Genomic DNA, 21,149 nt, shown 5'->3' on the forward strand with positions numbered 1-21,149 from the left:
TTAGTCGTGGCTCACAACAATAAGGCGAAGGGCGTCAAGTTTCAGTCGAGCCTTAGCAATATAGTGCGTTAGTTGCTGTTGTTGACTCTCTAATAAGGTAATTTCATCCTCGCGTACCGACGGATTATATTGGCGCAAGGCGACTAAACGTTGCTGCTGCTCTTGCAGCACCTGCTGCGCCCGCTGATCGGCACTTAACCGTATGGCGTCTACCTGAGCTTCAGCGATACTGGTGGCTTTTGCAATCAGCGGGTGTACCAGAGTCTGCAGAGCTCCCGCCAGCTTGCTAGCCGTTTGTCTACCGATGGGTTTTAATTGTTTATTTAATTGTTCGAAACTAACGTTGCCCGACAAGTTGTTACCATTTTTATCCATTAACAACCGTAATGGTGTTGCAGGTAAGTAGCGGTTAAGTTGTAAAGCCGGCGGTGCACTGGCTTCTACAATGAAATTAAACTCTAACAAATAGCTCCCTACAGGTAAGGCTTTATTGGCCAGGATGGCGACTGAGCTACTGCCATGAGGCTCTGTAGTGAGAATATCTAAGGTGCCGCGTACCATTGGGTGATCCCAGCTTAGCAGCTGCACATCTTCTTCAGCTAGCGCGGTGCTTCGATCGAACGTGACGGTGACGCCATCGTCCCCCAATCCGGGATAGCTGGCGCAGTGCATATGTTCGGAATGGGTTAGTATAATACTGGTATCGCTGCGGTCTTCCTGATTAATACCCAACATATCCCACGCTTTAAACATAAACATTGGCAGCGCGGTATCGTCGTCTTGCGCGGCGAGGCTTTCTGCCAGGGTATGAGCCGCTAAACCGCCGCCGGAGTTGATCTCTAATAACTGATCCCGACCTTGTTCCAACGTCTGTTTTAACGCTAAATTCCATTGTTGCGTTTGGGATATCAGTGCTGTTACTGCAAGGCTATCTACCTTTGGCTCTGCAAGTAATGGTAACAATTGATTGGCAAAATGCTCGTAAGCGCTGCGGCCCGTCTGGCAGGTTTGCTCCAAGGCATTCAGTCCTTGTTGATACCAATCGAGCAGTATTTGTTGGCTATGGTCAGCAAAGAAAGGTAGGTGTAGTTGAATATCCTCGCGTTGACCTATGCGGTCCAACCGGCCGATACGCTGCTCCAATAGATCAGGATTTAGCGGTAAATCAAATAGCACAAGGTGATGCGCAAACTGGAAGTTACGGCCTTCACTACCAATTTCTGAACACAATAATAATTGAGCGCTATATTCTTCTTGTGCAAAATAAGCCGCCGCTTTATCACGTTCCACGATAGTCATACCCTCATGGAATACAGCAGCACGAATACCCTCACGCAATCTGACGGCCTCTTCCAATGCGATAGCGGTTTCGGCGCGGGCACATATTAATAAAAATTTATCGTGTTTATGTGCTTTTAATAACGCCAGTAATTCGTCCACACGCGGATCAAATTGCCACCACGTACTGCTAGCATCTAATTGTTGCAATACTTGCTCTGGAAATAAGTTGGCTGTTACACGCTCAAGCTCGCTAAGACCCGGGTTAAGGCTAAAATGCACTTTTAAGGCATTTTGATATTGATCAGGTAAAGCAAGCGGTATCATATTCGCACAACGCTGTGGGAAGCCTTTAACGCTGGCGCGACTATTGCGAAACAGAATACGTCCAGTGCCGTGACGATCAAGTAACTGCGAAAGTAATTGCTGGCAGGCTTGAGCATGTTGCTCTGGTTCTGTTTGTGCTTTGGTTACTAACGCCAACAACTGAGAAATATCCGTTTCAGCCAGCACTGAACGAAGCGCCCCGGCCTCTTCTGCTGTGAGGCTACGTTGCTCCAACAGGGGTTTTGCGACCTTAGCAATATGTTGGTAATCTTGCTCTTCTTTCAGGAACACGTCGTAGCTATGAAAACGTGCTGGGTCGAGCAGTTTTAAGCGGGCAAAGTGGCTTTCGTGACCCAGTTGATCCGGTGTCGCGGTTAGTAAAATTAAACCTGCGGTATTCGCTGCTAAAGCGCTCACGCGCTGATACTCTTCGCTTGGTGCCGTTTCGCTCCATTGTAAGTGGTGTGCTTCATCAACAACCAGTAAGTCCCACTGACTTTCAACCGCCATCTGATGCCAGCGAGGCTGGTTTTTCAAAAAGGACAAACTGCATAATATCAGTTGTTCAGTGTCAAAGGGGTTGGGGTTATCCAACAATGATTGTTCACAACGCTCTTGGTCAAATACAGAAAAATGCAAATTAAAGCGTCGCAGCATTTCTACCAGCCACTGATGTTGCAACGAGTCAGGTACAATAATGAGTACCCGACTAGCCAGACCGCTGATCAGTTGCTGGTGAATAATAAAGCCTGCTTCAATGGTTTTACCCAAGCCTACTTCATCTGCCAGCAAAACACGTGGGGCATGCCGTTGCGCCACTTCATTCGCAATGTGTAATTGATGTGGTATTAAACTAACCCGTGGGCCAGAGAGGCCTCGCAGCGGGTTTTGTTGTTGCTGATGCAGGTGCTGCCAAGCTTGATAGCGCAAGGTAAACCAATCAAAGCGGTCAATTTGGCCGGCAAACAGCCTGTCCTGCGGCTGATTGAAGCTGATAAAGTGATCAAGGAAGGTTTCGCGTAGCTCAACATAGCTCTGGTCATCCAACCGGGTACCACAATACACCAGGGTATCGTGCAGCGTTTTAATTGCACTAATTTGCAAGGTATAACCATCAGCACTGGCAACTTCGTCGCCAATATTAAATTGCACTCGGGTTAATGGTGCTTCTGCCTGAGCGTAAAGGCGCGTTTCGCCACTGGCCGGAAAGAGAAGGGTTAAATGGCGACCTTCCAGCGCAACTATCGTGCCTAAACCTAAATCGGATTCTGTATCGCTAATCCAGCGTTGTCCCAGAGCAAAATTCATTGTGTACCCTATCAGCTAAAACGGGGGCGCTATGGTACTAGGAATCACCGCCGGCTGCATCTCAATTTGCACTTAATCGCAGGCTGGGTTTTGTCATTAAGCTGACATAACTACCAGACACAGTGTGAGTACCTGAAGTTACAGTGAATTTGACAGTTGACTCAGGCAAATTTGGCTTGTTGCACTATGCTTATGTTACGGCACAGGTACAGTGACCTGCGCCGGGCGAAGAGGAGAGCCGTATGGCACGAAGAAAAATTAAAGACAAGAAAATCTACGTTCTCGACACCAATATCCTGCTACACGAACCTTTTGCCTTTCTCAACTTCCAGGAACATGACGTTGTTATCCCAATGACGGTGTTGGAAGAACTTGATCATATAAAAGATCGCAATAAAGATGTCAGCCGTGATGCCCGAGTTGCTATTCGCGCATTAGAGGATGTGTTGAAAGATGCCTCTCCTGAACAAATGCTGCAAGGCGTTGCCATGCCCAGACAAGGTGAACAGAAGCAAGGTGGACATCTGTTTATTGTTAACGACCACCATATTACCGATGAAATTCCTGGCTTACCCGGTGGCGAAAATGACCATCTTATTATTAATACTGCTCTGTATTTGCAGCGTGAAAAAAGCCCAACCAAGGTTATTTTGGTAACAAAGGACATTAATATGCGCCTTAAAGCCAAAGGCGCAGGGTTAAAACTGGTTGAAGATTACCGCACCGATCAGCTCATTGATGACGTACGGTTTTTATACAAAGGGTACCACAAGTTTCCGGGCGACTTTTGGAGCCAGGTGGGTGAATGCCGCAGTGAAAATGAAAACAGAGAAACCTATCATTACGTCAACCGCAGTGTGCTACCCAACGCTTATATTAATGAATACCTGATAGACGAGATTGAAGGGTTTGCTGGCAAAGTCGTCGCCATTTCTGAAAAAGAAATCAAAATCTTAGATTTTGGCTATGAACGTCTTATGCACCGGCATGCCTGGGGTATCCACCCAAAAAACATTTACCAAGCGATGGCCATGCAAGCATTACTCGACCCCAATATGGATTTAGTTGTACTGACCGGCCCTGCTGGTTGTGGCAAAACACTAATAGCGTTAGCGGCCGCGTTAGAATTGGTGATCGAAAAAGGTATGTACGACAAAGTTATTGTCACCCGAAATACACCTGAGATTGCCGAATCAATTGGTTTTTTACCCGGTACTGAAGAAGAGAAAATGGCGCCATGGCTTGCTGCTATTACAGACTCACTCGAAGTACTACACAAAACAGACGAACATCCGCATGCCAGTGTTAACTACATTATGGAGAAAGCGAATATTCAGTTTAAGTCAGTCAATTTTATGCGCGGGCGCAGTATTCAAAATGCCATAGTGATATTGGATGAGTGTCAAAACTTAAGTGCAGCGCAACTGAAAACCATTATTACCCGTTGTGGTGAAGGTACTAAGCTTATTTGTTCTGGCAACTTGTCACAAATTGACAGTAATTACCTTACTGCCGTGACGTCGGGTTTAACTTATATTGTCGAGCGTTTTAAAAATTTTGAAGGCAGCACCACTATTAACCTAAACGGAGTGGTTCGCAGCAGGCTGGCTTCTTTTGCTGAAACAAATTTATGACAAAATAGGTTGAATAAATAGCCTTATTGACTAATGATGCGATTCAACTAGGCTATTTCAGTGTGTTTTAGCTTCAATTTTGTTTAGATGTGCAAAGGAGTTGCATGAAAAATCCGGTCTATATTGAATACCGCCGAAGCATGGTTATAGGTATCTTACTACTGTTAGTGTTGTCTGGTTTTGGTGCTGTAGTGCATTATATTCGTAGTATTGATGCGACAGTATTACAAAATAAAGTGCGATTAGCTGCGGTGGGAAATCAACTTGATAGTGAATTTGGCCCGGTACTGGCTTTTATGGAAGCGGTAAGACGTGCTGCATTATTAAAGCTCAATATTCCACCATTGGAAACCGATACCACCTTACCTATACTGCAGCTCAAAGATGGCTTAGCGGATGTCGGCGTTATCATGGACTCTGCCGGTAATACCAATACTGAAATGCTGTTGCTGTTGCGGCTACAGCCTTATTTTGAACTGGCGCAGGAAACACAGCCGCATCTGGTTGGTATGTATTATGTGTCAGAACAGGGGTTTGCATACAACGGTTTGCCGAAGTGGTCAGATTATGTTGCCGACCATTTGCTGCAATGGCGCCGTGATAATATGTCTGAGCCAAACTATGAACGCGGCCAGGTATTTTACCCTGAGTTTTTACCTCAGCAGGTTGCCGTTGTGTTGCCGTTATACGTTGACGACAATAGAGTAGGTCGGTTTATTTTTGCGCTTTCACTTGAATCTCTTCTAGCACCACTGTATCAGCAACACCAAGACGCGGTATTTATGTTACTGGATCAATCGGGTCAGTTGATTAACAGCTCATTACAGCAGCCCATGAAAAGTATTGATGAACATCTGTTACAAATTCAGCGTTTGAGCAGCATGCCTTGGTCAATAGGCCAGTTAGAGCAAAAAACCAATGTATTTACTTCCGGTTTAAAAGAATTGCTGTGGCATTGGTTAAGTTACGCGCTACTGCTTGGGGTGTTTTTGCTGGTGATGCAATATCGTTATCGGCGACGTACGCTATCTCCTTCAAGCCGGTTATTTGTGCATATTGAGAGGCTTGCGCAGGGGCGCGCTCAGGGAGTGCGTCGTGTCCCGTATGGCTGGAACGAAGTGTTTGATCGGGTAAGCGATGTTAGAAAGACATCAGAGTAACTGATAGCCGAACTGACCACTTTCGGTATACATTCGATATTGTGTGCTGATTTGTCCGGGTGCCAATGAAGCCGGGCCTGTGGCATCAACCAACAAATAGGGCTTGTTCTCGATGGTGACCGTCATATCTTCTGCCGCAGTGGGTAACTGAATTGCCAGCATTGCATGCTTTGGCAGATATATTATCGCGAGTTTTACATCAGGTAAGAGCATGCGCAATATTGCGGCCAATAAAACGGCTTTGCTATCACAATCACCTCGATTCTCTTGCAATAGCCGCAGGGGAGGGCTGAAACTTGCGCCGGCAGAATTATTACGATCAGTTAAATCCTGATAAGGAATTTGTTGCACCCAATTTGTTAGCATAGCTAACGATTGGCGGGTGGTAATGTTTACGAGTTTCTTATGCCAAGCTGTTGCTACTGGCAGTAAATCAGTCAGGCTATCTTGCATCAGCCGCTGGTGATCCGGAATAATCACCTTTGTGCCCCAAGGCAATGTTAGCTCTGTGTAGTAGTATTGGTGTAAATAATAGGCTCTGCGCTCAACTAACAATTGCGCTAACTCGGTGTCCAGTTTAAGTAATGTACTATTATCGCGGCTTTCTAACTCATAGCGTAATGCGTTTTTACTTGCTAATCGTCGCAAACGAACGCCGGGATATTTAGCGACATGCTCACGTAAGTCCCGCCAAAGATACTGCTGCATCAACGCAGGTTTTAATGCCCGAAATTGACGAAAATGGTTATTCAAGCTGCTGTTGTCGATGCTGAACATAAGTTCTTCAGATCGTTCGCTATCGTCGAAGCGGTAATGGAACTGCAGCTGTTCTGCTTCTGATTGTAAACTCAAACGTAACGGCGCCGCTATACATAGCGGCGCAATCAGTAACAAGCATAGCAACACGGGTCTCATTTTGCTCCGCTAGCCGTTTGGCGTGAACGATTAATCAACACTAAGCATAATGCCAGCAGCACTGATATGCCAGTTGTACCCGCCGAGACTTCTACTGTTGGCGGGGGCAGGTAGCTGTCATGGTTGTAATCCTCCAATGGAATATAGTCCAGGTTTGCGTTATCAAAGCCAGATATCTCAGTCAACAGATAGCCTGTACTGGCATCGAATAAGCGTACCGTAAGTAAATAATCGTCTGGGTTAAATTGATTTTCCAATACGGTATCAATAGCCAGCCAGTCATCTGGGCTATCGCGGTATAGTTCAAATACACTGCTGGTGTAAAACACGCGTTCTCCACCATAAGTGGGTAGCAAGGTAAATTCAGCAAAGACTTGCTGATAGGGCTGCGAGGTATCGGCATCAAATTCAACTTCCAGTCTATGGTAGTAGCCATTGGCATTGATGTCGCCACTGAGAAAGATATCAATACTGTGAAACCAGACATGACTTTGATACGCCTGATTCGCAGCTTCTGTTTGCTTCGCCACAGTACGGCTGATTTTTTTTGCGCTGTTGTGCCGCTCAGTAGTCACGCTGTTGTTCGCGTTTGCGGTTTGAACCATCAGTAACAATGCGAAACTTAATAGTGCCAGGTAGATGTTTTTCATAACAGGATCTCCGTTTGCTTTGTTACTATTACAGACTGGCGCGATGAATTTTAACTGAACTTCAATGTAAAGGATGTGTAAAGCAATGAAACTGGTCCGCACTGTGGTGGCACAGAGCAACATTAATGCAATTGACTTACTCAGCCAGCAATTGCCTGAACTGTCTAAAGGAAGGCTAAAAGACGCCATGGCCAAAGGCGCGGTATTGTTAAGTGGTAAGCCACAAAAGCGCTTACGCCGGGCGCAAACTGCATTAAAAGCGGGGCAGCAGTTGCAACTGCATTATGATGCAGACTTACTACAGCGTAGCTGCGAGCCTGCAATATTGATAAGTGATCAGCAGCAATACAGTGTTTGGTTTAAGCCGGCCGGTATGCTGTCGCAGGGTAATGAATGGGGTGATCATATGTCCCTGTTACGCGCAGTTGAACAGCATTACTCCTCGAAGCGACAGGTATTTTTATTACACCGACTGGATCGAGAGGCCAGTGGACTTGTGATCATCGCGCATACCAAACATACGGCGGCAGCATTTAGTAAACTCATTGCGGCAAGGCAGATCAGTAAAACATACCTGATCAAGGTAAAAGGGCAATTACCGCCCAGCTTATTGCAACAAGGCGAGTTACGTTTTGCGCTGGATGACAAACCCTGCTTAACCCGTTTTTCTCTGCGTCTCGTTGACAGCGAAGCCCAACAGAGTTGGTTAGATGTCGACTTAATTAGTGGGCGTAAACACCAAATCCGGCGTCACTTTGCGCTGGCAGGGCATCCGGTTATGGGTGATCCGCAATATGGAAAAGACAATAAAGACCTCACCGGTCTTGCGCTTCAGGCTGTTAGCTTAGCGTTTGTTTGCCCTAAAACGGGCAAACCCGTGAGCTATGTATTACCGAATGCTTTATGGCTACAAGGAGCAAACAGGCCTTGAGTTAGGGCAGGTCATCTGCAGCAGTAGAATCTAACAGGACGTCGTTGCATGTCAGTTCAATACTGCCAAGCCGAATCGCATTGAGTAAATCTTGTCTTAACATGCTACTGCGCCACTCGCATGCGTCATGCTGAGTGCTGTGTAGCTCCATAATATAATGGAGACTGTTTTTATCGTTTTTATGGTTACATAACGCTGCGCTTAGCCAAAATGCTTCGCGTAGCGACATCAACTCAGCTGTCGACCAGGGTTTGTGTTGCAGCTGCAGTAGCGGCAACTGCAGGCTAATAATGCCCATATTTGTAATGCTTGGTGGCAAAAGCTGGCCAAACTGAGCCAATAATACGGGCAGTAAGCTTTTAACAACCTTGTCAGTTTCAGTTACTGCCAGCCAAAGCACATCATCATAAACGCCACTGGTTAAAATAATGCCAGGCGGTTGTTGCTGTAAAAATTGCCGGACTTTCTGCTGCAGTTGTTGCTCGCCAAAATGAAACTTCATTAGTTGGCTGTTGCGCGGCGTTAGGCACACCAAGCTTATTGCCGCTTTGTTTGCATGTGGCTGTACACGCTGACAAAAACTTTGCCAGTCCGGTTCATAGAGATGTTGTGTCTTTGCAATCTGCAGTGCGCGTCGAGTAAGCCAAAGCGCTAATACAAGTGCGACTAGTAACATTGATATAACCGCGCTGACTAACCAGTACATATTATGCTGCTGTTGACGATTAATCAGGTCTGTCCGATCTCGCTCTGTCTGCAGTTGGCTACTGGATAGGGCTTGCTGCAAGCCTTGGTTAAGCACATCTAACTGCAACTTACTTTTTTCTGCCTGTTGTTCAAAGCGCAAGACATTAGCTTGTTGCATGTTGCTGTATGCGCTTGCCCATTCTCCTTTAGCGGCCAGCAATTTAGCCATGAGATCATGAAACCTGTAGCGTAAGTAGGTTGCTGATTGCTCGATGTGCGGCATGGCGTCTGATAGCAGCAAGCTCGCCGGCTCAAGTTGTTGGCGCTTTAACAGCAATTCAGCTAGTGCGATGGCGGTTTCCTGAAAATAGGTTTGTACTTGTTGTTGTCGGAATAATTGCAGTGCATCATTAAAGCGGGTTAAAGCAAGCTCTTCATTCTGTTGTAATACGGCAAGTCGCCCTAAACCCAGAGTAGCTATGCCAACGCGTAATAAATCTTCTTGTTCTCGCGCCAATGACAGCGCTTCGTTAAGGTAGCTCGCTGCTTCCCCTGCGGTTTTGTCGTCTTCCAGGTAGGTTTCGGCAATATAAATTAGGGTATAGGTGTAGCTTGAGGGCCTATTTAACTGTTGATAGCGCGTTTTAGCTTGAAGTAAATGCTCTAATGCCTGAGTGTGGTATTCAATTTTACGATAAGCCATACCCAGGCGCAGGTGAATAGACGCTAGCGCGTCGTTATCTTGTAATTGAGTCGCCAACACTAGCGCCAGGTTAAGATGTTGGTAAGCCTGGCTAAAGGCATTGTTCTGCAACATCAGGCGGCCAAGTGTGATATGGGCCTTTAACTCAGCATGGGGTTGTTGTTGCTTTGTAGCCAGCGCTAAACTTTGCTCGGCATAAGGTATGGCTTTGGGAATATTACCTAGCTGATTATAGGCTTGGGCAAAATTTTGCAACACGTCGCTATAAAGGGCTAAACTTGCTCGATCCTCTGCGTTACGCAGCAGTATTTCAGCACGTTCAAGCTGAGTAATTGCGATAACCGTATCTCGGTACAAAATACCATATACCTGCGCTTTTAATAAAAACGCCTGCGCTTGTAAATAGGGATCATCTGTCTTATTCAATGCTTGTGTTATCGCATCCATCGCGGCGTCTTTATTACGCAGACGAAGTTGCGCTTCACTAATGACCAACCAATCTTCAGCAGTTAATGTCTCGTTTGCTTGTTGGGCTAATAGCTTATTTATAACCCGTTCTGGATTAACTGAAGCATCACTTAGTCGGTCCTGCAAAGGCTCAGCCGCCTTAGCGGTAGGAAGCAAAATGAACAAAAGCAGGAGCAGCGGTAAGGGCATAGTATTTACTGTGTACTTTTTTCGGCAGTGTAGCCTGAATTTAACCTGTCGGCCATATTTGGTTCTGTGTATTGCCCTCTGTGTACGCCGTAATGTTGTCGGCTAACTGCTGCACCATGCGCAGGCGTGCCTCCGCGCTTGCCCAGGCGACATGTGGCGTAAGCAGTAAGTTAGGCAGATTGGCCTGAATAAGTAGATTGTCAGCTAAAGGCGGCTCTTGAGTCAGCACATCTAATGCCGCTCCGCCTAATGTTCCATGCTGTAGGGCGTCATGTAATGCCAGTTCATCAATCAGGCCGCCACGTGCGGTATTGATGAGCAAGGCCCCAGGTTTAATGGCGGCAAAGGTTTGTTGGTTGAACAGGCGCTCGGTGAGTGGAGTCAACGGGCAGTGTAGCGAAATAACATCGGCTTGTGCTAACGCTGCGGCAAACGGCACGCGACCCTCACGGCAATATGGCGCATTTTGTTGCTCTGCAATAATAACCTTCATGCCAAAAGCCAGGGCTAACTTACTACTGGCTTGGCCTAAAGCGCCGTAGCCAATAACAACGAAGGTTTTGCCGGCCAGCTCTGTTATTGGGTAATCCAGTAAACAAAAATGACGGCTTTGGCTCCAATGGCCAACGCGCACAGCCTGATGATATTGCTGCACTTTATTGCTTAGCTGTAACAATAAAGCAAATACATGTTGCGGTACGGCAGTGTCGGCATAGCCTCGCACATTACAAACGACAACCCCCTGCTGTTGTGCTGCAACAAGGTCAACATTATTCACCCCGGTTGCCGCTACACAGATCAGTTTTAGTTGTGGTAGCTGCAATAGCATGTCGGCTGTAAGCTGTACCTTGTTTACGATGGCGATACTGGCTTGTGCTAAGCGCGGCACCACCTGCTGTTCTGTCGTATGGTCATAACAGGTAAGGGGAATTGCCGTATTAGATAGGGCAGACAAATCAGTGTCGCCCATCGAGGCGGTATCAAGGAAAACCATACTATGCATAACAGCTCCTGCAAATAGAATAACGCCGCGTTATAACAGCGCTTTGGCGTGTCGTAAACACCGTACCAGGTAATTTATGCTAAAGTCGCATCGTTTTAGGCTATTTGGTTTTGTACACTTATCGCTTCGGAGTTTTAATTATGTTTCCTGCGCGTTTTCAGCCAATTTTATTCGCATTTATTATGTCTGGTTTTATGGCTTTTTTAATGTCGGGTATTCTTACATTTATTAATTTAGGCTGGTTTACAGAATTTTTTTATGCCTGGTTTCGAGCCTATGCCTACGCGCACGCTTGTGCATTTCCGCTGGTATTTATCTTTGCCCCACTTAGTCGTAAATTGAGTTTCCGTTTAACCGGGCAGTAAGCAAAAACATTTAGCGGTAACTAACATCTTTATACATTGGTGCCAGTAATGCCAACAACTGGTTTTGTGCCGCAATACTGATGTTCTGCCGTTGCATCACACTAATTAAGCCTTCTACCAAAGCGTCATAATCAGCCAATGAGATATTAAAGCCAGTATGGCTTTCTTGCATAGTACCGCCAGTATAAACACAGGGTCCACCGCTTAACTGACACAGTTGCTCTGCTAATAAACGGCGAAATCGTGCAATATCCGTGTCGGCAAAATGATGCACTATGCGTTTATCATGCTCAATTTCGTACAGTAAGCCATCCACAATAGCTTCAATTCCTGCTTCGGCACCAAGCTGCTGATACAGGCTGGGAGTGATTTGCTGGCTGCAACCTGAAATTAATAGGACAAAGATAAATATCCACTTCATTACCAGGTTCCCTCCAGTGACATGTAATAGCCTTGCTGGCTGTTAAATCCTGCCACTTTACCCAGATCGACATAGCCGGCGGTGAGTGACAGCTGTTTGTTAATAAACCAGGCAATAAAAATATCGCGCCAGTGCTGTTCTGCGGCAAAACCAAGCTTATTCGGCTTTTGTTTAAATTCAGCGCCCAGTGCAACATTGTAATTAAGTAGCACGGCGGCTGAGCCTTCAAACATCAGTTGGTAGTTATTATTGTCAGCGCTGCCAAAACCCAGTAAACCGGTTTGGTTGGCTTTAGTGGCACGGAGCGTGGCATTAAGAAGCAGATTGCGGCCTGCTATTTGATCAAAAAATACCTTACTGGCCGCCAAATAAAGGTCTAGCCCGCTGTCACTGCGAGCCCCAACGGCATGGGGTAGGGCAAAGTCGCGGTGAATTTTGTATTGCGCGCCTATGCTAATTTGCGGCAGTGCAGTGTATAGCAGTTCCCCGGCAATATGATATTTAACGCCAAAAATGTCCTGGCGAAGTTCGCCGCCAAGCGTATCAAGTTTAAATGTTTGTCTGGCAACCGACCATTCCCAGTTATTATCGTAGCTTAGGCTGGCGCCATAAGTATTTAACGTAAAATCATCCACGCCAACCTGGCTTGCGAAGACGTTGGTTGCCCATTCACCGCTACTGGCGTAACCATTTATAACAGCCCATGGCACTATACCGCCGCCAGCACTGCCTTCAATCGAGGTTGCTCCGCCGGTGGCAATAATTTTGCTCCCTGCGCTACTTGCTGCGCTAAACAACAAGGCGACTAAGGTGCTAAGTAACGTCACTCTCATTTTACGCTCTGTATACTAAGGCTTTCAGCCAATTGCTGCGGTAATTGTTGTAGCCAGGGTTCAAATTGTTCCGGCTTAAGCGGTCGGGCAAAAAAGTACCCCTGAACTTTATCGCAGCCACAGTCTACCAGATACGCCAGTCCAGCCTGATTTTCCAGCCCTTCAGCCGTAACCGTAAGCCCAAGGCTATGCGCCAGCTGCGTGGTTGCACTAACAATTAATGCATCATTGGCATTGTGTTCAATGTCTTTAACGAAGGCGCGGTCAATTTTAACTTCATGCACAGGTAATTGCTTTAAGTAGGCTAACGATGACTGACCCGTGCCAAAGTCATCAATAGACAATGTAATACCGAGTGAACGCAAACGTTGTAATTGTGATATCACCGAAGCGGTATCTTCCATCACAGCGCTTTCGGTAACCTCAAGCGCTAAAGCAGCTGCTGGTAGTTGGTGTTGCTTTAGCAGTAGAGATATTTGATCAGCCAGTAACGGGTTGAGTAAGTCGGACACCGATAAATTTACTGCTAATTGCAATGGCATGCTCTCCCGCCACCAGATAGCTGCTTGCGAAATGACCTTTTCCAACATCCAGTTACTAATTAAACCGATATTGCCAGAGTGTTCCGCTAACTTGATAAATTGATCCGGTGGCACAAAGCCAAATTCCGGATGCTGCCAACGAATAAGCGCTTCGGCACTGCGGCATTGTTTTAGCTTAATGTCGACTTTGGGCTGATACACGGCGTAAAATTGGCCGCTTTGCAAGGCGTTGGGCAAGTCGCGTATCAACGTCAGTTCTCGTTGATGGCTTTCATCCTGGCCTTGTTGGTAAAAGGCAACACTGTCCGGAGTGTGGCGGCCATTGTCTAGCGCAATATCAACCCGGCGTAATGCGTCGTTCACGTTAAGTTGGCCGCAACTAAAGTTGTAAATGCCTGCCGTGAGTTTTAAATTAATGGTTGAACGTTGCAGTAAGTAGCCGTTTAGTAAGGGTTGCAGCAGCTCTTGCACCTGCTCAAGCAGCAGATTATCGGTATAAAGTAGTAAAAACTCGTCGCCGCCCAGTCGGGCGAGTAAGGCTGGTGCGGAGCTAAGGTGCTGTAGACGTTGTGCAAGTTGCTGCAATAATTTATCGCCATTACTAAAGCCAAGCACATCGTTAATGTTTTTGAATTGTTGGATATTAAGCTGTACTAAGCAGCCATCTCGCTGCTCTAGCCAGGGTTGCAATAAGCGCTCAACCGCAGCCCGGTTAAAGCAGCCGGTAAGTGTATCGTGCTCGGTATTAAAAATGAGTTGTTGTTCCCGCTGCCGAATATCTTGCTGCATGGTGGTTAGGGTGCGGCTAAGTAAGCCGACTTCATCACTGCCACCTAGTGGTGCTGCAGCATCAAAACCCTGGCCGATGCGCTGGGCAAAATGACTAAGTGCATTTAATGGTCGGGTAATACTTCTGGCAAATAAAATTCCTACTATTAACGATAGCGTTAACGCGGCGCCGAAGATCATTAATAATTGTTGGCGAAATTCCTGATAACTACTAAGCCAACGTTGATTAGGCAAGTGTTGCACTGCCCAAAGTTGTCGCTGCATATCCAGCGGTATTGCCATGGAAATATAGTCTTGCTCCAAGTCGTCCTGCACGGTGCCGGTATGCGCCATTAACGTTGGAAGTAAGTTAGGTAAGCTTTGCTGATGAGCTAAGTCGAGTGTGGACGTAAACAAGGTGTAGTGTTGTTGCTGAGCGCCGACAAAGCTGATATCAAGCCCGGTAACTCCCTGGATTTGCTCTGCCAGCGGCGTGTCCAATGGAAATGCCATGCCAACCCAGGCAATAAGAGCTGGCGCGTTAACCGGCGCTAATACAAGTTGGTAAGGCTGGTCCGCTAAATGAATGATATCGGCTACCGGTACAGTGCTGTTGCCCAGAGTTTGACTAAACAGCGGCGCAATATCGGTTGCGACTATGCCCGCAGCTGAACTGGCGAGTAAACTACCATCGGTATCCAGTAATAGCATGAGTTTGGCGTTAATGCGGCTACCATGGTTAGCAAGAACAGATTCGATAGTTTCTTGCTCAGCAGTAGCAACAGCGCGGCGAAAACCAAAGTCTGCAGCCAATATACGCACACTGCTGCTAAGTTGTTGGGCCCGGTTGTTTAACGCTTCTTTTAACACCTTGCTGGCGACGCTAAGAATTTGCCTGGCCTGGGCTTCGCTGTCACGCTTCATTGTGCTAAGTGTGGCAAGGCCGGTAGCCGTAGCCAGTAAACTCAGTAGAAGCAACATAACGAGGATGAGTTTGGTGCGCAGAGACCGGAATATCATCATAGGTTGCTAACGCCAGGCTTATAACACCCTAGCTGAGCGTTGGAGAATGGCGCCTTACTTAAAAAACGAGGCATAATGCAAAAGACCGCTTCGGCAATTTTCTTAACAATAGCAATAACTCAGAGTTGGCTCAAATGCAAACCGTTATACACCGTACACGATGAGACAAGGCGATTTCCATTAACGCCGCAGATATCAATTCGCTTTATTACTTGCTCTGTATCTAGATCAATTTAACTAGGCTTTTTACATATTTACTAACAAATTGCTGTTAGCCCCAGAGTCTTCGGCAATGATAAGCTTCTAGTCTTTACATAGGGATACTGGTGGCGTTTTCGCTGCCTGACAACAGGATTGACTATGCAACTTATCGTAACCGCCATCAGTAAAGCTTATGCGTCTGTGCAGGCGGTGAAACACGTTAGCTTTCAAATAAACAGTGGTGAAATATTTGCCCTGCTGGGCCCAAATGGAGCAGGTAAAAGTTCCATTATTCGTATGCTGGTGGGCATGACACAGCCGGATAGTGGCAGCATTATGGTGAGCTATCAGCAGCAACACTTCGATCATGTTCCCAGAAGGCTATTAGGGTATTTGCCAGAAGATCGAGGTTTGTATCCGGATAAAAGTATTGAGAAAAACCTGCTGTATCTGGCGCGGTTGCATGGCTTAAGTAAAGCCAGTGCGATGCAAGAGATGGCACATTGGCTGGCGGTTTTTGACTTAACCGAACGGCGGCATGACGAACTCAAACAACTGTCTAAAGGTAATCAGCAAAAGGTACAGCTCATTGCTGCGGTATTGCACCAACCGGCGCTGGTAATTCTTGATGAGCCTTTTTCCGGACTGGACCCCATAAACCAGGAAAAAGTGGTGTTGTTTTTACAACAACTTAAAGCCAAAGGTATGACCGTTATTCTAAGCGCGCATCAGATGGCGATGGTAGAAAAACTGGCAGACCATATGTTGTTAATGGCACAAGGGCAGGTGGTGTTAGCCGGTACCTTGCAACAAATTCAACAACAAAGTCAGCCGTTGCGGCAGATGAAAGTGGGCTTTAACAGCAGTGTTACCGTGTCGCAATTGCAGCAACTTCCAGCCATTAATGGCGTAGAGCCGTTGCAGGCAAACCACTTTATGTTGACGTTAGCTGATGAAGTAGGGGTAGCGGATTGTTTAAAACAATTGATGCCATTAGCCGAGTTAACGCAAGTAGAAATGCAAACCGCTGATTTACATCAATTGTATTTGGCGGCCATGACAAAACAGCAACCGGAGGTAGCGGCATGATTTCTCGTCAAAGTTTAATTGTGGCGCACTGGGAGTTTTTACGCTTTTTTAAGTGGAAGCAGCAGCTGATATCGTATTTGCTGATGATTTGCGTGATGGGCGCCATCGCGTTGTGGAGTTATTTTACTGATGAAAGCCGGCAAACCTACCGTATCGCTGTGCCGGTTGAGCTGACGCTGGCCAACACAGAGCAATTCCAGTTTCAGCGCCCCAGCATTAACGTTGCCGACCAGTTGGCGCAAATGCGTACTGACGATTCCTGGCATGCAGTCGTCACTGAAGATCAGGGCCAATTAATCGTTCATACCCTTACCGGCAAAAAGTGGCTGACACAACTAGAGAGTGTATTGCAGCAACATTACCGACAGCAAACAGCGGAAAAAATGGGACTAAATGCTGAGCAACTAAACCAGCTTGAGCAACCGGTAACCATAAGTACACGCTATCTGGATGAAAGTTATAAAGGTAAAGATACGCCAGAAAAAATGATAGCAATGGGCGCATTGATACTGCTGTTTGTTGGCTTAACGACCGCTTTTGGCCAGGTACTAACGAGCATTACCGGCGAGAAGCAGCAGCGTGTCACCGAGCAGTTAACCGCCATTGTTACCCCGCAGCAGTGGATGGATGGCAAAGTGTTGGGGCACAGTTTTAGTGCGTTAAAAGCTATGCTGACATCGGGTTTGGTTATGTTATTGGTTTATACTGTGGTCAGTGTTTTTGCCAAAAAAGCGGTAGATTTAAGCTGGCTTACTATCAGTGTGGTGCTATGGTTAATTCCTTTTGCTTTGTTAGGCATTGTGCTGTGCGCCAGTTTTATGGGCGCGATAGCCGCCTCTATTGACGACCCAAACAACAGCGGTAAAAGTGCCGTAATGATGATTACCTGGTTACCTATGGTGTTTACGTTTTTAGTGATAGACAGCCCAGCGGGTTGGGGCATGACACTGCTTAGCTTTATTCCACTAACATCGTTCGCCGCTATGCCGGTAAAAATGGCGATGGTTACGGTACCCTGGTGGCAGCCAGTGCTGTCGGTACTGTTATTACTGGCAACCGTATATTGGATGCGCCGGGTGGCTGGCCGGGTGTTTTTGCGTGGCATGCAAATGTATGGCAAAGAGCCATCGTGGGGTGAAATAGTGCGCTGGGCGCTGAGTAATAAAACGGAGTAAAGCGCGGCAACTTAGCTAATACCAGTCAGTTAAGGTTTAACTTGTCATCGGTTTGTCTACACTAACACGCCGTAAACCCATCCCTGGGGGCTCGTTTCAGCCCATCCAGGGCTTCAGCGGTTAGTTTAAGGCAAACCGGTGCTGTTTGACGGTTTAGCATTACGCCTAATTTACCCGGTAAATATTGAACTTGTTGCCTGTCGCCCATACTAATGCTGTACCGCCCGGCAGTTAGCGTCGGGTTCAGCCTGTACTCAGCGTCATTAGTATATGCTTTGTTATCAGACGTGAGTTTGCGATTGCCGTGCGATAGGCAACGCCCCGACGGTAACCTAACTTGAGGTCGATATGTTTTCATCTTTTAAACAGCAAAGTAGCCAATGGCAGCAACATTTTGCCAGACGTCAAAGCGCTGGCCCGTTGCAGCGATTGCTGGCGTGGTTAATTTTGGGCTTAATGCTATTAGCTGGCGCAGCAATACTGGTGTTTATGTTGCTGCTTAGTTGGATTTTAATTCCTATTTTACTGTTTCGTCATCGCAGCAAAATTAAAGCCTGGCAGCAACGTCAGCAAGGTGCGCAGGGGCAGTACCGTGAGTCTGCGTCTGAGCAGCAAACTATTGAAGGTGAAGTGCTGCATAAGCGTGAAGATTAACTCCGCAGCGAACCCCTTGTTCGCTGTTGGATAGTTGAGCTTGTGGCTGAGTTATTATCAGCTACCGCAAACCGCCAGTTTGGCTTGAATATAATCACCATGGCGAATAAACAATAAATCGGCAATTTTACGCAGCATGGCTTCTTCGTTCGGGTCCAGTACACCGTCGGCATAAGCCTGTTGCCATAAGCTATCCAGCAATGCCAACCTTGCTTCGTAGCTTAGCTGCTTTAACTGGGCGGTAAACTGGTGCAGCGAAATGGCATCTGATGCCTGCTTATCGGCCAAAGCCACCACCGCTTTGGCGTCAGTGTCTGATAATAAGAATTCTCGTTTTACATACTCTTGCGCTAACGCTTGCTCTTCATCGTCGCGGCTAAAATCGGCATGCGCCACCATCAGCATTAATGATACACAGGCCAGCTCGGGTTCGCTCAGGCCATAGCTTAGTTTACTGGCTGGCGCAGCGGCCAAACCGTCGTTTACTTTATCCAGTAGCGTTTTAAATAATTGAAACATTAAACATCCTTTATTGATTACCCGTGTTAGAGCACGGTAGGGCAGCAAAGTTCTGAGCTGTTCTCTGGTGTTATTCAATCTTGTTTGCGGCTTGCTTGAAAAAACGCCGGGCACACCGCATTGAGTTTGTAGCATATTGTTTGCAGCATACTGTTGTTAAGGCACGAGGTGAAGCTTGGCTATCTTTATTACCCTGTTACTGGGCGCAGCGATCATCGCTTGGGTGTTATCTGCTCCCTATTTACAGCGCTACAACCGAAAAAAGGTCATGGCTAAGCCGTTTCCAGCAGCATGGCGAGATACGCTAAAACGGCGCCTGCCTTACTTTCGCGTACTACCGGCCGATTTACAGCTGCAACTGAAAAAGCATATTCAAGTGTTTATGGCCGAAAAACAGTTTATTGGCTGCGACGGCTTAACGGTAACCGATGAAATGCGTGTCACCATAGCAGCGCAGGCGTGCTTGCTACTGTTAAACCGGCCTAATTATTATTACCCAAAGTTAAAACAAATTTTGCTGTATCCGTCGGCGTTTGTTGTTAGCGGTCAGCAAGCAGATGCTGCCGGTGTAATGCACGAGCAGCGTAGGGTGTTGTCGGGTGAGTCCTGGGGCTTGGGCAAAGTAATTTTAAGTTGGGCTGATACGCTGGATGGTGCCGCTACCCCGGATGATGGCCGCAATGTGGTGATCCATGAATTTGCTCATCAGCTGGATCAGGAAAAAGGGGTTGCCAATGGCGCACCCTTGCTGGAGCGAAGCAGCGATTATAAGCAATGGTCTGGCGTGATGGCAGAAGAATTTAATCGCTTGCAACTGCAGGCACAAGGCCGCCAGCACAGCTTATTTGATCACTATGGGGCGACTAATCCTGCTGAGTTTTTTGCGGTGATCAGTGAGGTATTTTTTGAACAGCCGCAGCAATTATCGAGTTTACACCCAAAGCTGTATCAACAATTAAGCCAGTTCTACCGGCTTAACCCGTTAAGTTGGGCTTAAAATCCGTCAGGAAAAAACACAAACTTTATGACTTGTGCGGCTACCAGGGCAATCATTAGCGGAATAATATAGCGGCTGAGTTTGGCCGTTTTTTCTGTGTCACGGCTGCCATATTTTTCTGCCAGCGTGACTAAAATAAACAACGCAGCAAACAGCAAGGCCAAAATGGTAATTAGGGTGGTCATAAGGTGCTCCGATAGCAATATTGGCGCAGCTTAACGTGTTTTAACTTTAGTTTCAAAAAGCACTTTGCTTAGCTGTGCGCTATTACGGCTGCATGCTATGCTGCTTGCAATTTAATCCCGTTAAGGAACCCCAAAATGTTATTGGCAGTGTTGGCTGTAGTCGCAGGTTTAGCCCTGCTGGTATGGAGTGCAGACAAGTTTGTGGATGGCGCAGCCGCAACAGCCCGGTATGCGGGTATGCCGCCGCTATTAATTGGTATGCTAATTGTCGGTTTTGGTACCTCAGCACCAGAAATGGTGGTGTCAGCCATGGCGTCTGCCGATGGTAACCCGGCGCTGGCACTGGGTAATGCCTACGGTTCAAACATTACCAATATCGCCCTTATTCTGGGGTTAGTGGCTTTAATTAGCCCCATTGCAGTGAACTCACAAGTGTTACGCAAAGAGCTACCTATTTTAATGTTGGTCACTTTATTTGCTGGCTGGCAGTTATTCGACCATCAGCTAAGCCGGCTTGATGCCTGGTGTTTATTTGCAGTTTTTGTGGTGCTGATGAGCTGGTCGGTGTGGCAGGGTATGCGCAACCCGCAAGACGCCATGGCCAGCGGGGTAAACAACGAGCTGCAAGACACTAACGCCATGACGTTAAAACAGGCCATTATCTGGTTGTTGGTGGGGTTAGTGTTGTTAATTGTTGCTTCACGCTTTTTGGTTTATGGCGCTGTATTTATTGCTCAAAGCTTAGGGGTTAGCGACTTAGTTATCGGCTTAACAGTAGTGGCTATTGGTACCTCCTTACCCGAGCTGGCATCGTCGTTAATTGCCATTAAAAAGGGTGAGCACGATATTGCACTGGGTAATGTTATTGGTTCTAACCTGTTCAATACGCTGGCGGTAGTGGGCATTGCGGCGGCAATAGAACCTATGGCAGTAGATGCAGTGGTATTAACCCGCGACTGGACTCTTATGGCGGTGTTAACCGCAGCGGTATTTATAATGGGGTATGGCTATAAAAAACAAGGACGCATCAACCGGCTCGAAGGTGCTGCGCTATTAGCCGTATTTGTGGGCTATACCGGTTATCTGGTGAGTACGGTTATCGCATGATACTGATAGGCGTTGCC

The 21,149-nt window shown here is 46.9% G+C and carries 19 protein-coding genes; 9 read left to right on the plus strand and 10 right to left on the minus strand.

Features of this window, described 5'->3' with window-relative positions; all coding sequences use genetic code 11:
- Positions 1-2,913 carry an RNA polymerase-associated protein RapA gene (gene rapA / locus ORJ00_RS07195; protein ID WP_306126232.1) on the minus strand — a complete coding sequence of 971 codons (2,913 nt, stop codon included), beginning with the start codon at positions 2,911-2,913 and terminating at the stop codon, positions 1-3.
- 242 nt (positions 2,914-3,155) lie between these two features.
- On the opposite strand from rapA, the gene ORJ00_RS07200 reads away from it, so the two are divergent.
- Entirely contained in the window at positions 3,156-4,547 is a 1,392-nt protein-coding gene (locus ORJ00_RS07200; protein ID WP_306126233.1) for a PhoH family protein, read from the plus strand.
- Between the two features lie 104 nt (positions 4,548-4,651).
- Positions 4,652-5,707 carry a cache domain-containing protein gene (locus tag ORJ00_RS07205; protein WP_306139395.1) on the plus strand — a complete coding sequence of 352 codons (1,056 nt, stop codon included), beginning with the start codon at positions 4,652-4,654 and terminating at the stop codon, positions 5,705-5,707.
- Here ORJ00_RS07205 and ORJ00_RS07210 read toward each other — a convergent pair.
- Positions 5,699-6,622, minus strand: coding sequence for a hypothetical protein (locus ORJ00_RS07210; protein WP_306139396.1), 924 nt, complete (start codon positions 6,620-6,622; stop codon positions 5,699-5,701). The genes ORJ00_RS07205 and ORJ00_RS07210 overlap by 9 nt on opposite strands.
- Positions 6,619-7,272, minus strand: coding sequence for a choice-of-anchor H family protein (locus tag ORJ00_RS07215; protein ID WP_305976588.1), 654 nt, complete (start codon positions 7,270-7,272; stop codon positions 6,619-6,621). The genes ORJ00_RS07210 and ORJ00_RS07215 overlap by 4 nt, the downstream gene beginning before the upstream one ends.
- An 85-nt stretch (positions 7,273-7,357) precedes the next feature.
- On the opposite strand from ORJ00_RS07215, the gene ORJ00_RS07220 reads away from it, so the two are divergent.
- Entirely contained in the window at positions 7,358-8,203 is an 846-nt protein-coding gene (locus ORJ00_RS07220) for an RluA family pseudouridine synthase (protein WP_027669900.1), read from the plus strand.
- A gap of 1 nt (position 8,204) precedes the next feature.
- Here ORJ00_RS07220 and ORJ00_RS07225 read toward each other — a convergent pair whose 3' ends face one another.
- A complete protein-coding gene (locus ORJ00_RS07225; RefSeq protein ID WP_306139398.1) occupies positions 8,205-10,187 on the minus strand; it encodes a tetratricopeptide repeat protein in 1,983 nt (660 codons plus the stop codon).
- A gap of 103 nt (positions 10,188-10,290) precedes the next feature.
- A complete protein-coding gene (locus tag ORJ00_RS07230) occupies positions 10,291-11,253 on the minus strand; it encodes a D-2-hydroxyacid dehydrogenase (protein WP_306139399.1) in 963 nt (320 codons plus the stop codon).
- 140 nt (positions 11,254-11,393) lie between these two features.
- On the opposite strand from ORJ00_RS07230, the gene ORJ00_RS07235 reads away from it, so the two are divergent.
- Positions 11,394-11,618, plus strand: coding sequence for a DUF2798 domain-containing protein (locus ORJ00_RS07235; RefSeq protein ID WP_027669898.1), 225 nt, complete (start codon positions 11,394-11,396; stop codon positions 11,616-11,618).
- A gap of 10 nt (positions 11,619-11,628) precedes the next feature.
- Here ORJ00_RS07235 and ORJ00_RS07240 read toward each other — a convergent pair whose 3' ends face one another.
- From ORJ00_RS07240 to ORJ00_RS07250, 3 genes are read right to left on the minus strand one after another with little or no spacing between them, the layout of a single operon-like run.
- Positions 11,629-12,039: a group I truncated hemoglobin gene (locus ORJ00_RS07240; protein ID WP_306126239.1), complete on the minus strand. Its 411-nt coding sequence runs from the start codon at positions 12,037-12,039 to the stop codon at positions 11,629-11,631.
- On the minus strand, positions 12,039-12,872 hold the full coding sequence (locus tag ORJ00_RS07245) for a DUF3034 family protein (RefSeq protein WP_306139400.1): 834 nt from the start codon (positions 12,870-12,872) through the stop codon (positions 12,039-12,041). Before ORJ00_RS07245 ends, ORJ00_RS07240 begins: the two co-directional genes overlap by 1 nt.
- A complete protein-coding gene (locus ORJ00_RS07250) occupies positions 12,869-15,205 on the minus strand; it encodes a putative bifunctional diguanylate cyclase/phosphodiesterase (protein WP_306139401.1) in 2,337 nt (778 codons plus the stop codon). Before ORJ00_RS07250 ends, ORJ00_RS07245 begins: the two co-directional genes overlap by 4 nt.
- 360 nt (positions 15,206-15,565) lie before the next feature.
- On the opposite strand from ORJ00_RS07250, the gene ORJ00_RS07255 reads away from it, so the two are divergent.
- The 3 genes from ORJ00_RS07255 to ORJ00_RS07265 all read left to right on the plus strand — a co-directional run bounded on the left by ORJ00_RS07255 (position 15,566) and on the right by ORJ00_RS07265 (position 18,324).
- Positions 15,566-16,495, plus strand: a complete 930-nt coding sequence (locus ORJ00_RS07255) for an ABC transporter ATP-binding protein (RefSeq protein ID WP_027669895.1) — start codon at positions 15,566-15,568, stop codon at positions 16,493-16,495.
- Positions 16,492-17,670, plus strand: coding sequence for an ABC transporter permease (locus tag ORJ00_RS07260; protein ID WP_306139402.1), 1,179 nt, complete (start codon positions 16,492-16,494; stop codon positions 17,668-17,670). Before ORJ00_RS07255 ends, ORJ00_RS07260 begins: the two co-directional genes overlap by 4 nt.
- A 348-nt stretch (positions 17,671-18,018) precedes the next feature.
- Positions 18,019-18,324, plus strand: a complete 306-nt coding sequence (locus ORJ00_RS07265) for a hypothetical protein (RefSeq protein WP_305976581.1) — start codon at positions 18,019-18,021, stop codon at positions 18,322-18,324.
- A 57-nt stretch (positions 18,325-18,381) separates the two neighbouring features.
- Here the strand turns inward: ORJ00_RS07265 and ORJ00_RS07270 are convergent, their stop codons facing one another.
- Positions 18,382-18,843 (minus strand): tellurite resistance TerB family protein, encoded by a 462-nt coding sequence (locus tag ORJ00_RS07270; RefSeq protein WP_306139403.1) that lies wholly within the window; start codon positions 18,841-18,843, stop codon positions 18,382-18,384.
- Between the two features lie 175 nt (positions 18,844-19,018).
- Between ORJ00_RS07270 and ORJ00_RS07275 the strand changes: the two genes are divergently transcribed.
- Positions 19,019-19,840: a M90 family metallopeptidase gene (locus ORJ00_RS07275; RefSeq protein ID WP_306126245.1), complete on the plus strand. Its 822-nt coding sequence runs from the start codon at positions 19,019-19,021 to the stop codon at positions 19,838-19,840.
- On the opposite strand, the gene ORJ00_RS07280 is transcribed toward ORJ00_RS07275, so the two are convergent.
- Positions 19,837-20,025: a hypothetical protein gene (locus ORJ00_RS07280; protein WP_027669890.1), complete on the minus strand. Its 189-nt coding sequence runs from the start codon at positions 20,023-20,025 to the stop codon at positions 19,837-19,839. The genes ORJ00_RS07275 and ORJ00_RS07280 overlap by 4 nt on opposite strands.
- A 135-nt stretch (positions 20,026-20,160) precedes the next feature.
- Here ORJ00_RS07280 and ORJ00_RS07285 point away from each other — a divergent pair, with 135 nt between their 5' ends.
- Positions 20,161-21,132, plus strand: coding sequence for a calcium/sodium antiporter (locus ORJ00_RS07285; RefSeq protein WP_305976579.1), 972 nt, complete (start codon positions 20,161-20,163; stop codon positions 21,130-21,132).
- Positions 21,133-21,149: the final 17 nt, after the last annotated feature.

It is taken from the genome of Rheinheimera baltica (genome assembly GCF_030731985.1).
In the GTDB taxonomy this organism is placed as follows: domain Bacteria; phylum Pseudomonadota; class Gammaproteobacteria; order Enterobacterales; family Alteromonadaceae; genus Alishewanella; species Alishewanella baltica.